This is a genomic window from Paenibacillus nanchangensis (assembly GCF_046543445.1).
In the GTDB taxonomy this organism is placed as follows: Bacteria; Bacillota; Bacilli; order Paenibacillales; family Paenibacillaceae; genus Paenibacillus_AQ; species Paenibacillus_AQ nanchangensis.
Genome location: NZ_JBHOFD010000029.1, coordinates 90,950 through 104,140 on the forward strand (window position 1 = coordinate 90,950; position 13,191 = coordinate 104,140).

Here is a 13,191-nt window from a genome sequence, read left to right on the forward strand (position 1 = left end):
AATAATCGGGAGAACCTTCGCTAGTAAGGGGGAGGTTTATCCAATGAATAAAATGGGAACTTGGCAAAAATTAGGATGCATGATCATTACGATTGTTTTTATGCTTACAGCTGCCGCGCCTAGTGCGGAGGCCGGTCAAGCCGGATACCGACAGCTCGGCCTGGAGGGCTGGAGGCAGCCGGCCGGTTTTTCCGCCGCTGCGATCCAGCAGGTGGCCGCTTTGACGGCCGCCGATTTCAGCCGCAGCCTCGCCGTATTGGCCATGCAGAGCACAAGCGGCTGGCCGGCAATGACGACGGCGAATCAGCCGCCGGGGCATGCAGCCGCAAACGGCAACACGGCCCACGGCCAAGCCGGCCGGAACGTCCGGACACCGGCCAAGCCGGGGACGTCGCTGCCTGTCGCCGCGCCGGCGCCGGAGCAAATTATCCGCACGCTAAAAGTGACGGCCACCGGATATACCGCGGGCGTTGAATCGACGGGGAAGTCGCCGGGCCATCCCGAATACGGCATTACGTATTCCGGTGTAAAGGTGCGCCGGGACAAAAACGCCGTATCGACAATCGCCGCCGACCCGAAGGTACTGCCTCTCGGCAGCATCCTTTATATTCCGGGTTATGGATACGGCATTGTGGCTGATACCGGATCGGCGATCAAAGGCCGGAAGATCGACCTGTATTTTGCAACCACCAAACAAGTGTACCGGGAATGGGGCAAAAAAACGGTGGATGTTCACATTATCAAACGCGGAGAAGGTAAATGCACTGAACATATGCTGAAGACGCTGGGCCAGGCAATCCAAACTTATAAATCCGTGCCGCAGTCGCTGCTGGAAGAAATGATCTGATTTGTGTTGTCGCTTTTTGGCAGCTCTGCGCCCATGCATAATTGAGGTCCACTCATCCCATAATACGGACTGGGGACAGCAGCAATGCTTACCCGCCAATACAGGGAGGTGAATTTCAATGGGCAAACAAAAACAAAAAGTTCAAGAGAACTATCAAACGCCGAACGAAAAGTACAACGCTGAGTTCGCTGTTGAGAACGGTCCGTCCGCAGCTTCCCAACCGGGAACAGGCGGCACTGCAAAACCGGTCCAAAAAACACAGCAATAACTGCATTCACGCAATCACAGGAAACAAACCGGGTGAACCCGGCAAGGCGCTCCGCTCTAACGCGGGGCGCTTTTTTATGGATAAAAAACCCAGATACCTCGGTCTCGGGACCGAGCCGTATTTCCACCTCCCGCCGCTGTCGGTCTTTCCCCTAATCTTGTAAACTGAAGTCACAAGCGGGAAAGACCATGTTACAATAAGGATAAAGGGAGACATGAACATGAACAGACGATTAACCAACCAGATATTCGGCGGTCTGATTCTCATCGGTCTCGGCGGACTGTTTTTGCTAAGGCAGCTGGGATACCTCGATTTCAGCATTAGATCGCTCATCTCGTCGCTGTGGCCAATGATACTTATCCTGATCGGCATCCGGCAGTTTATCCCGGATCATCCCAAAGAGAGCCCGTCTTTCATTGGCGGCACTATTTTCTTAGGACTCGGATTGTTTTTCCTTGGACGGAACTTCGATGTGATCGACATCTCGGCCGCCGGATTTATTAAGCTGTTTGTGCCGGGGATGCTGATACTAGGCGGGTTGTACGTCATTTTCCGTCCGCGCCGGCCTGAACCGCCCCGTCCGCTTACTCCTCCGGCCCCGCCTGCGCCGCCCGAGTACTACGGGACAGGCAGACCGCTGGATGCGGAACCGCCGAAGCCGCTTGAATCATCGCTGGACGAACAGTTCGAGCGCAAGTTCGGCAAAGCCGCTGGCGGACAGGCTTCGTTTGAGGAAGAACGGCCGCAGCACGGCGGACGGACCGACTGGGAGCGTTATCTGCACAAAGACGAGCCTGGGGACAGCTTCGGCAGAGAAGCGGAATACGGCCGCGACGGGCGTCACGAACACAAACGCCGCCACCGGGCCGAACGCAGAGCCCGCCGGGGATGGGAGAACTGGGAACACGAGTACGACGATGCGCATCATGGCGGCTGCAACACAAAGGATTCGACCAACAAATCCGCGTTTATCGGCGATATCCACATGGGACAGGAATATTTTCAGCTTAAGCATACAAACGTATCCCAATTCATTGGCGACACCGTGCTGGACTTAACCAACGCGCAAATCCCTTATGGTGAGACCAAAATCAACTTGTCGGCTTTTATCGGGGATATCAAGGTTTATGTGCCGGATGATATGGACCTGGGGATTTCCGTAAACGGCAGCTCCTTTATCGGCGACATGGCCGTGCTGAACGAAAGCCGCAGCGGGTTCATGAGCAATGTGAAGATGAGAACCCCTTATTATAAGGAAGCCAATAAGCGGATTAGAATCAATGTCAGCTCCTTTATCGGGGACATCAAAGTGAAGACGGTAGGCTAAGGATTATGAAAAGTGTAATGAAAAATACGAAATGGGTGCTGCTGTTCTACTTTTTGCTCAGCGGCGGGGTAGCTGCCGGGCTGATGTATGCCGGCAGCTCCTTGGGCTATATCGATGTGGTGGACGGTAACATGTGGCTGTATTTATGCCTTGTTCTCGTCCTGTTTACCATTATCGTCGGCTACATGGCCGGACAACGGATCCAGCGGCCGATCGACCTGCTGGATTTGAACATGCTGAAGGTAGCCAAAGGCAATCTTTCCGTGCGGATGCCGGAATGCGAAGATCAGATGTTTGCCCGGGTCTACTACGAGTTCAATACAATGATGGATGCCGTAGAGAACAAGCATAAGCTGCTGCAACGGCTGGGCGAGCAGGAAGTCGTGGAGAAAGAAAAAGCGGCCGAAAGTGCGGTGCTTGAAGAACGGCGGCGTATGGCGCGGGATCTGCATGATACTGTCAGCCAGCAGCTGTTCGCCATTCACATGTCGGCGTCATCCCTGCCGAAAGTGCTGGAGGTAAATCCAGAGCAGGGCAAAGTGGTGATGGACCAGCTGATCAGCATGTCCCAGATGGCCCAGAAACAGATGCGCGCGCTGATTGCCCAGCTTCGTCCGGTGGAGCTGGAAGGCCGGAGTTTGTCTGAAGCCCTCGAAAAGTGGTTCCCGGATTACTGCCGCCAAAACGGGCTGAAGGGAATGAAGGAACTGGAGCTGCAGGGAGAGCTGTCGCAGGCGATCGAGCATCAGCTTTTTTTGATTATTCAGGAGGCGATGGCGAATATCGTCAAGCATGCGGGCGCTTGTCTGGTCAGCTTGTCGCTCCGCGAGACGCCAAGACAGGTGGCATTGAGCATCAGCGATGACGGGCAGGGGTTTGAACTGCTTCAGCGCAAGCAGGGCTCCTACGGACTGACAACCATGCGTGAACGGGCCGAGAAGCTGGGCGGCCAGGTCGAAATCATCAGCCGCAAAGGTGCGGGCACGACAATCCGCGTACATATTCCTAAATTTATTCAGGAGATTCCGCAGGATACAAGCGGTGATCCTGAGCATGACAAGGCGGAGGAGGCATAACAGTGAATCGGATTAAAATACTGCTGGTAGACGATCATGACATGGTGCGGATGGGGCTCAAAACTTACTTGATGCTGGAGCCAAGCTTTGAAGTGATCGGCGAGGCGGCCAACGGGAAGGATGCCCTGGAGCAGCTTAGAAGCTGGGGCACGGACGGGCTGCCCGATCTGGTCCTGATGGATTTGATGATGCCGGTGATGAACGGAGCCGAAACGACGCGCGCCGTGCTGTCCGAGTTCCCGGGGCTAAAGATCGTCATTCTGACGAGCTTCCTGGAGGATGATCTTGTGGTTGACGCCATAGAAGCCGGAGCGGTGAGTTACGTGCTGAAGACCGTGTCGGCCGAAGAACTGATTTATGCGCTGCAGGGAGCTTACCGCGGCATGCCGGTGATGACCGGCGACGTCTCCCAGGCGCTGACGCGCGGCATCCGCCAGCGGACGGTTCAGGGCGATTCGTCGGGGCTGACCGAGCGGGAAAAAGAAGTGCTGCTGCTCATCGCCGAAGGCAAGACAAACAAGGAAATTGGAGAAGAACTCCATATCAGCATCAAGACGGTCAAGACGCATGTCAGTAATCTACTGATGAAATGCGAGCTGGACGACCGTACGCAGCTGGCGATCTACGCTCACCGCAAAGGCTGGGCTGCGCAGGCGCAGTAGTCTGTCTTGCCAGAAGGAGCTGCAGTCTGCGCGGGCACGGCTGCGTTTTGCCTGCGGCTGTGTGCTGGGACCCGGAGGGGGGGGATTCCTGACGAGCCAGCCCCTGAGCAAGTCGAAAGATGGGGGGCCTGCCGCCCCTTGTCCAATCTCAGAGTTACATAACGGGAGAACGCTGGCTTTGCTGCCGGGCGTTCTTTTTTTGTGTATACGGGGAGCGATGGGGGTGACGACTGCAAGCGGCTGACGGCAGGCTGTCTCCAGAAAACTGAAAAAAGCAAATTGTTGCCGGAGCCGCAAGGTTTTATCTCGGTTTAAATTGTTTTTAAGGTGTACTTAAGGTTTAAAGTACAAAATAAAGACAAGAAATCAAACATCAATTAAATATCCTAGTCGCTCGGCGGGACAGGATACAGGAGGTAAGGCAAGATGGAGAACAACAACAGAAACGGATTCGGCAACGGATTCGACCGTGAACGGGAAACAACGCCGGATCAGGAAACGCGCGAGACACAGGCACCGGAATCTGGATCTTCATATTATTATTCGTACGGACCCTTTAAATCGCTGGACAAAGACGCAAACAACGGCTCAGTGGAACACTACAGCCGGATGGAGCCGGAACGGGTAGAAGTGACCCCGCCCCAGCCGGTGAAGCCGCTGCCTTACAGCACGGGAGTCCGGACAACGGGAGAAGGCGGAAACGGACGGAACGCCGGCGGGCCGGACGGGTCGAACAACTGGCAGTACAGCCGTAAGCCCAAGAGCTCGGTAAAATCGGTGCTGCTCTCCTTTCTCGCAGGAATGATCGTGCTATCGGGATCGATGTTTGCGGCGGACCGGGGCAACTGGTTTACGCCGGATGCGCAGCCGATGACGGCCAGCACTTCGGCGTCGGGAACGGCTCCGAAGGAGAATGGCAGCACGCCGAATGCGGCGCCGGCCGCTTTGTTCTCCGGCACAAACGATGTCTCCTCCGTAGTGGATCAAGCGGGACCCGCGGTTGTGAAGATCGAAACGCTGGTCAATTCCAGTTCGCGCGGCAGCCAGTCCAGCCCGTATTCAAACGACCCGTTTTATCAGTACTTCTTCGGGGATTCGTTTGGCGGACGCGGTTCTTCCGGTTCGCAGAACGATTCCAACTCCAACTCAAAGCCGCAGCTGGTGCCTTACGGCATCGGAACCGGGTTCATTTATGACGCGGCAGGCTATATTTTGACCAACGAACATGTGGTGGAAGGGGCCGACGTTATTCAAGTGACGGTTGACGGAAACAGCAAGACGTTTGAAGCCAAGCTGCTCGGCAGCAGCAAGGATCTTGACCTTGCGGTGCTGAAGATTGAAGGCGGGGATCTCCCGACCGTGCCGCTCGGTGATTCCGATTCGATCAAGGTGGGTTCCGAAGTTGTAGCAATCGGCAACCCGCAGGGCTTTGACCATACCGTAACGGCCGGTGTACTGAGCGCGAAAGACCGCAGCATTGATATTGCCGAAGAAGACGGCAGCGGAACGCGCGAGTATAAAAATCTTCTTCAGACCGACGCTTCGATTAACCCCGGCAACTCGGGCGGCCCGCTTCTGAACATGAATGGCCAGGTCATCGGGATGAACGTAGCGGTGAGCACGCAGTCGCAGGGCATCGGCTTTGCGATCCCGGTGAATAAGATTAAGGAAGTTGTCGACAAGCTGGAAGCGAATCAGGAAATTCCAAAAGATCCGGTACCGTACATCGGCGCAAAGCTGATGACGATTACCGATGAAGTCGCCCAGCAGATGGGTACGGATATCAAGGAAGGTTCCGTTGTTGCGGAGGTCGTATTTAAATCGCCGGCTTATGTGGCGGATCTGCGCCCTTATGATATCATCACGGGAGTGAACGGCAAGAAATATGCGACGAATACCGAGCTGATCGAATATATCCAGACGCTGAAAGTCGGCGACAAAGTTACGCTTAATGTTGTGCGTGACGGTAAAAAGCTGGACCTGCCGGTTACGATCGGGGACCGGAACAAGTTCGATACAGGAGAAACGCAGCAGCAATAACCGGTTGAAACCAGCAGACGGCGGAAGGGGAATTCCCCTTCCGTTTTTGCTGCCATGGCGATACGTGCAGTAGACCGGCCCGGCTGATACAATATAAGAAAAAGAAACGATAAGGGGAAGCCGCATGAGACCGAACATATTGATTGTGGACGACGATGAAAAAATTATTTCGATGCTGCGCCGGGGTCTCGCGTTTGAAGGCTATGATGTCAAGACGGCGTCTAATGGCGCCGACGGCCTGCGCGCCGTTATAAGCGGAGATCCGGATTTGGTGATCCTGGATGTGATGATGCCCCAGGTTGACGGGTTTGAAGTATGCCGCCGGCTGAGAGAAGGGGGCAGCCAGGTTCCGGTGCTGATGCTGACCGCAAAAGACGAAGTGGAGCACCGGGTCAAGGGACTCGACATCGGCGCGGACGACTACCTCGTCAAGCCGTTTGCGCTGGAGGAGCTGCTTGCCCGCGTGCGGGCGCTGCTCCGGCGCAAAAGCGAGCAAAGCGGATCGGGAGAGCAGGCGGTGACGTTCGAGGATATCGTGCTCGACGTGGACTCCCGCGAAGTGACCCGGGGCGGCAAGCGGCTGGAGCTTACCGCCAAAGAGTTTGAACTCTTACATCTGTTCATGCAGAATCCGAAGCGGGTGTTGTCCCGGGATTTGATTATGGACAAAATTTGGGGATATGACTACAGCGGCGAATCCAATGTGCTTGAAGTGTACATCGCCATGCTGCGCCAGAAGACGGAGGAACATGGAGGCAAACGCATCATACAGACGATCCGGGGCGCCGGTTACATTTTAAGAGGTGACAATTGACATGTCGATCAAATTGCGGCTGACCGCTTGGTATTCTGGGATTTTGGCCGTCATGCTGCTGGCCTTGTCAGCCGCAATTTACGGTTTTTATTACTACAACACGTATGGGGATCTGAAGGACCGGCTCCGGGAGCAGTCCAATGAAATTGAAGTGACGCCTTCGCTTAATCTGGACGGCACATTGGATATGCAGCTTGGTGTCCGCACACAGAATCTGTTTGCGCAGCTGTATATTTATGATTTGGATCATATGGTGCTGAACAACAACATGAAATACAACCAGCTGGAATTCGAGGTTCCCGCCAAGGAAAGCCTGCCCAAAAAGCAGGGATTCGTCTGGGCCACTTACCGGGGCAATCCGTTTTTGATTTATCAAAAAGCAGTGACGTTTACCAATCCTGAATATGGGGTCGCCGTGCTGCAAATCGCGGCTTATACGGGCGATCAAGAGGCGCTGCTGGGCCGGCTGAGAACGATTTTGACGCTTGGTTCGATGATGACGTTGTTCGCCGCCTTTACCATCGGCCTGTTCCTTGCCCGAAAGGCGATGAGTCCAATCGGCAACGTGATTCAGGCGGCCAACGGCATCCAGACGGGGAACGATCTCAGCGTACGGATCGAATACGACGGTCCGCAGGATGAGATCGGGCAGCTGATCGAGACGGTTAACAGCATGCTTGGCCGGATGGAAGGTTTTTATAAAGAGCTTGAGGACGCTTACGCCGCCCAGCGCCGGTTCGTCTCCGACGCGTCGCATGAGCTGCGAACGCCGCTGACGACGATTCGGGGCAACATCGACCTGCTGGAGAAGGTATGGGAGAAGTATGGACAGGCGGAGGCGGGAGCGGGGGCCATACCCGAAGAGGAGATCCGCCAGATGTCGCTGGAGTCGGTGAAGGATATTTCGGATGAAGCCAAACGGATGAGCCGGCTTGTGGCCGACATGCTGGCGCTGGCCCGGGCCGATACCGGCCGGACGTTCGAGAAGGAACCGGTCGGACTGGAGCCGCTTGTCAATGAGGTGGCCCGCCGTGCGGCGTTCCTGCCGCACACCGCCGAATGGATTGTCGGCGACACGTCGCGCCTGAACGGGAAATATGTTGTTGGCAACAAAGATTATTTGCAGCAGATGCTGTTTATTTTCATCGATAATGCCTTCAAATACACCCCGGAAGGAGAGGTACATCTGGATACGGTGCTGTACCGCGACCAGGTGGGCATCCGCATCTCAGATACCGGGATTGGCATGAGCAAGGAGGAGGTCCCTTATATCTTCGACCGGTTCTACCGGGCCGACAAATCGCGCGGCGTTACCGAAGGGATCGGGCTGGGCCTGTCGATTGCGAAGTGGATCATCGATGAGCATGGAGGTTCGGTAGAGGTTATTACCCGGCAGGGAGAAGGCACCACGTTTGTGATCTGGCTGCCCATCCTCTTTGCTCCGCCTTTGGAATAGGGTATAATAGACGGGTCTTCACTCGTTTAACCGAGACCTCTGAAAGCAGGTGCAAGCGCATGGAAGTGATTAAAATTTCACCCCGGGGATATTGTTACGGCGTGGTTGACGCCATGGTAATGGCGCGTCAGGCCGCAGCCAATCTCGATCTTCCCCGGCCGATTTATATACTTGGCATGATTGTGCACAACAGTCATGTAACCAATTCCTTCAGCGAAGACGGCATCATTACGCTGGACGGTCCAAACCGCATGGAGATTCTGGAGAAGGTGGACAAGGGGACCGTGATTTTTACGGCCCACGGCGTTTCGCCGGAGGTGCGCAAGCTGGCCCGGGATAAAGGGCTGACCACTGTTGACGCAACTTGTCCCGATGTCACAAAGACGCATGTTCTGATCAAGGAGAAGGTGGCGGACGGCTACGAAGTTATTTATATCGGGAAGAAGGGACATCCCGAACCCGAAGGCGCCGTAGGCATCGCGCCGGAGCATGTGCATCTGATTGAACGGGAAGAGGAAATCGACTCCCTGTCGGTTCAGTCTTCCCGGATTGTTATTACGAACCAGACAACCATGAGCCAGTGGGACATCAAGCATATTATGAAGAAGCTGCTTGAGCGTTACCCTGGCGCTGAAGTTCATAATGAAATCTGCATGGCTACGCAGGTCCGGCAGGAAGCCGTTGCGGAACAGGCGGGCCAGGCCGAACTTGTGATCGTTGTAGGCGATCCGAGAAGCAACAACTCGAACCGGCTGGCGCAGGTGTCGGAAGAAATTGCGGGCGTACCCGCCCACCGGATTGCCGACATTACGGAGCTGAAGACGGAATGGCTGCAGGGCATCACGAAGGTGGCCGTAACTTCCGGTGCTTCAACACCAACGCCGATTACCAAAGAAGTCATCACCTACCTTGAGCAATACGATGCATCCAATCCCGAGACGTGGGAGATTAAACGGACCGTCAACATGGCTAAACTGCTGCCGCCCGTTAAGAGCAAGACCGCAAGCCCTTCCTGAACTACTATTTGAACATAAAAGATCAGAAGCCGTCCGTTTCGGTTAGAACCGAATTGCAGGCGGCTTTTTTGTGCATGGACAAGGTTGGACCGGGGCTCGGTGGGCGGCTTAGCAGCTGCTTTTTTCCATGAAAAAGAAAAAGGTTGACGAAGCAGGGGAAATCAGCTAGAATTACTTTAACGAATAAAAGCATAAAAGCCCAAAAGCATAAAAGCGCGAAAGCGAAAACCGCTGCCGTGCATGATTAAGCATAGAGAGGAAGAACGGACATGATCGTTATTACATCCAACCTGACCCCTGAAGAGCAGGTGCAGGATATTATTAAAGTAATTGAAAAAGAGGGACTGCAGGTTCATCTGTCCCGCGGCTCTGACCGCACCGTCATCGGACTGGTGGGCAGTGTCAACCCGAAGCTGGCCGAACATTTGCGGCAGATGAAAGGTGTAGAGAACGTTGTGAAAATCTCCAAATCCTACAAGCTTGCCAGCCGGGATTTCCATCCGGAAGATACGGTGATCGATATCCGCGGCGTGAAGATTGGCGGAGAAAATCTGGTCATTATGGGCGGACCTTGTGCCGTAGAGTCGCCAGAGCAGATCGACGAGATCGCACGTCTGGTGAAAGCTTCCGGAGCGCAGGTGCTGCGCGGAGGGGCGTTTAAGCCTCGTACAGGTCCTTACAGCTTCCAGGGTATCGGTGTGGAAGGACTGACGATGATGGCGGAAGCGGGCAAACGCCACGGCCTGCTGACCATTACGGAGGTTATGACGCCGGAGTACGTGGATATTTGCGCCGAGCACGCGGATATTCTGCAGGTGGGCACACGCAACATGCAGAATTTTGACCTGCTGCGCAAGCTGGGTACCTGCGGCCGTCCCGTACTGCTGAAGCGCGGCTTCAGCGCTACCTACGACGAGCTGCTTAACGCCGCCGAATACATCCTGGCCGGCGGCAACCGTGACGTCATGCTCTGCGAACGCGGCATCCGTACGTTCGAGACGTACACCCGCAACACGCTCGATCTTGCAGCCATCCCGGTGCTGCAGCAGCTCAGCCATCTGCCGGTCATCTCCGACCCGAGCCATGGAACGGGCCGCCGCGAGCTGGTAGAGCCGATGGCCAAAGCCTCGGTGGCAGCCGGCGCCAACGGACTGATTATCGAAATGCATACAGACCCGGACAATTCCATGACGGGCGACGGCGTGCAATCGCTGTTCCCCGAACAATTCGACAAGCTGGTAAAAGATCTGGAGCAGATCGCTCCGCTGGTCGGACGCAAGCTGTCGGCTCCGCTTGAGGCGATTGCGCTTTAAGACTGACATGATTGCCTTGCCTTTTCAGCCGCAAACTTCCGCTTTTATGAGGGATAGGGTGCGGCTTCTTGGTATTTCTGCGCACGGAAAGTGTTAGATGAACGAAAAAATAACGAAATTCATTAAAGCGTCAGAATATCTAACATTGCCATAAAAAATACCTGACATAAGCATTGACGATGTCAGGTATGAGATTTATAATGACGACAGAAAAAAAATTACGAGAACATTTGCAGGCGGGGAACGGCTTAATGTTCGGAATTTGGGGAGGAACGATTCATGTCGGTTGAAAAAGTGTTGCAGGCGATTAAGGATAACAATATCGAGTGGGTAGATTTCCGGTTTGTGGATTTGGCGGGACGTGCCCACCACATCTCGCTTCCAGCAAGCGCGGTAGAAGAAGAAACGTTTGTGAACGGCGTAGCTTTTGACGGTTCTTCCATTCCCGGTTTCCGCGGTATCGAAGAATCCGACATGGTTATGATGCCGGATCCAAACGCAACATACATTGATCCGTTTACGGCGCATCCGACGCTTAATGTGATGTGCGACATTTTTACTCCGGATGGCGAACGTTATGAGCGCGACCCTCGCGGCATCGCTGTAAAAGCGGAAGAGTATCTGCAGCAATGTGGTGTAGGTACAGCTGCATTTTTTGCACCGGAATCCGAATTTTTCATTTTTGACGATGTCCGTTATGAGAGTGGAATGAACACCTCTTCGTTCACCGTTGATTCCGAAGAAGCGGCTTGGAATACCAACCGCAAGGAAGAAGGCGGCAACCTGGGCTTCAAAGTAGGTATTAAGGGCGGTTATGTGCCAGTTGCTCCGGTTGATACGCAGCAGGACATCCGCAGCGAAATGTGCCGTCTCCTTGAGGAAGCCGGACTGAGCGTGGAACGTCATCACCACGAAGTGGCGACAGCCGGTCAAGCGGAAATCAACTTCCGGTTCGACACGCTGAAGAAAACGGCCGACAACCTGCTGACTTACAAATACATCGTGCACAACACTGCACGCCAATACGGCAAAGTGGCAACCTTCATGCCAAAACCGCTGTTCGGCGATAACGGAAGCGGCATGCACGTTCACCAATCAATTTTTAACGGCGATACCCCGCTGTTCTATGAAAAAGGCGCATACGCCAACCTGAGCGAAATGGCGCTGCATTACATCGGCGGCATTCTGTACCACGCTCCGGCGCTGATCGCGTTGACGAACCCAAGCACCAACTCGTTCAAACGCCTGGTACCGGGCTATGAAGCACCGGTTAACCTGGTCTTCTCCAAAGGCAACCGTTCCGCGGCTATCCGGATTCCAGTGGCAGCTGTAACGCCAAAAGGCTGCCGGATCGAGTTCCGTACGCCGGACTCCACCGCTAACCCGTACCTGGCCTTCTCCGCGATGCTGATGGCCGGTCTGGACGGCATCAAGAAGAAGATCAACCCGATCGAACTCGGCTACGGCCCGCTCGACAAAAACATCTACGAGCTGTCCGATGACGACAAGAGCAAAATCCGCAGCGTTCCGGGAAGCCTGGACGAAGCGCTGGATGCCTTGGAAGCGAACCATGAGTTCCTGACAGAAGGCGGCGTGTTCACCAAAGACTTCATTGAGAACTTCATCGCTTTGAAGCGTGCGGAAGCCAAGGATGTAGCCATCCGCGTTCATCCGCATGAATACTCGCTGTACTTCAGCGTATAAGCTTACGTTTCGGCAACCGGCCAAGGAGATCCTTGGCCGGTTTTTGCTGTGTTCACAGCCAAGCGCGGTTATGCCTTAGCATTGGCGATCAGGTCTATTTGCGATAAGGGAAAACAAGAATAGAAGCAGGTCATTGTTTTACGAGAGCTGGATATTATTGTGACCTCCTTAATAGCATCATATCCAAGCTGTTTTTAGAATAACTGATCATTTTTGATAGATCAGTATATATTTGTTTTTCATCTTGTCTGAATGAGGTTTTGTTGTGTATCATATTAGTTTTGTTATGGACTAACATACACTGGGAAATAGAACGGGAATTTTTATGTTATAACTCAACTTTCGCAGCTAGAAAAATGGCTTAAACCCTTGAGCGCGTAAGGAGAATTCAGTAACTTTACTCGTATTGACAAAAAACATCTTGCTTGTGTGGTAGCATGGTAGTGCGACCAACCATGCCAACAAGAAAGGTGCGTAACTCTACGTTATAACAACATTCCCTATCTGAACACAGTCTCGATTTTCCAAACTTTAGGGGCCTTTTGAGGCAGCTCAACATTGACCTCCCCTGTGACTTTCCTGCCGGACTCAGAGGACCTTATCTGCTGATTTTTCCGTGTTTTGGCAAAGAGACGGACTCAGATTCCCTTATTTACGAGGAAAATTCA

The 13,191-nt window shown here is 54.0% G+C and carries 11 protein-coding genes; all 11 read left to right on the forward strand.

The window, feature by feature from the left end; translation table 11 throughout:
* Positions 1-43: 43 nt before the first annotated feature.
* The 11 genes from ACE6ED_RS21580 (at position 44) to glnA (ending at position 12,523) form a co-directional block, all read left to right on the forward strand.
* On the forward strand, positions 44-847 hold the full coding sequence (locus tag ACE6ED_RS21580; protein ID WP_410829486.1) for a 3D domain-containing protein: 804 nt from the start codon (positions 44-46) through the stop codon (positions 845-847).
* Between the two features lie 118 nt (positions 848-965).
* Positions 966-1,115 (forward strand): hypothetical protein, encoded by a 150-nt coding sequence (locus ACE6ED_RS21585; RefSeq protein ID WP_410829487.1) that lies wholly within the window; start codon positions 966-968, stop codon positions 1,113-1,115.
* A gap of 220 nt (positions 1,116-1,335) precedes the next feature.
* Positions 1,336-2,442, forward strand: coding sequence for a cell wall-active antibiotics response protein LiaF (gene liaF, locus ACE6ED_RS21590; RefSeq protein WP_410829488.1), 1,107 nt, complete (start codon positions 1,336-1,338; stop codon positions 2,440-2,442).
* 5 nt (positions 2,443-2,447) lie between these two features.
* Positions 2,448-3,518 (forward strand): sensor histidine kinase, encoded by a 1,071-nt coding sequence (locus ACE6ED_RS21595; RefSeq protein WP_410829489.1) that lies wholly within the window; start codon positions 2,448-2,450, stop codon positions 3,516-3,518.
* Between the two features lie 41 nt (positions 3,519-3,559).
* On the forward strand, positions 3,560-4,180 hold the full coding sequence (locus tag ACE6ED_RS21600; protein ID WP_410829497.1) for a LuxR C-terminal-related transcriptional regulator: 621 nt from the start codon (positions 3,560-3,562) through the stop codon (positions 4,178-4,180).
* 426 nt (positions 4,181-4,606) lie between these two features.
* A complete protein-coding gene (locus ACE6ED_RS21605) occupies positions 4,607-6,220 on the forward strand; it encodes a S1C family serine protease (RefSeq protein WP_410829490.1) in 1,614 nt (537 codons plus the stop codon).
* A gap of 124 nt (positions 6,221-6,344) precedes the next feature.
* Positions 6,345-7,034, forward strand: a complete 690-nt coding sequence (locus ACE6ED_RS21610) for a response regulator transcription factor (protein WP_410829491.1) — start codon at positions 6,345-6,347, stop codon at positions 7,032-7,034.
* 1 nt (position 7,035) lies between these two features.
* Entirely contained in the window at positions 7,036-8,490 is a 1,455-nt protein-coding gene (locus ACE6ED_RS21615; protein WP_410829492.1) for a sensor histidine kinase, read from the forward strand.
* A gap of 59 nt (positions 8,491-8,549) precedes the next feature.
* A complete protein-coding gene (locus ACE6ED_RS21620; protein ID WP_410829493.1) occupies positions 8,550-9,506 on the forward strand; it encodes a 4-hydroxy-3-methylbut-2-enyl diphosphate reductase in 957 nt (318 codons plus the stop codon).
* Between the two features lie 269 nt (positions 9,507-9,775).
* Positions 9,776-10,819 carry a 3-deoxy-7-phosphoheptulonate synthase gene (gene aroF, locus ACE6ED_RS21625; RefSeq protein WP_410829494.1) on the forward strand — a complete coding sequence of 348 codons (1,044 nt, stop codon included), beginning with the start codon at positions 9,776-9,778 and terminating at the stop codon, positions 10,817-10,819.
* Between the two features lie 279 nt (positions 10,820-11,098).
* Positions 11,099-12,523, forward strand: a complete 1,425-nt coding sequence (gene glnA / locus ACE6ED_RS21630; protein ID WP_410829495.1) for a type I glutamate--ammonia ligase — start codon at positions 11,099-11,101, stop codon at positions 12,521-12,523.
* Positions 12,524-13,191 lie beyond the last annotated feature (668 nt).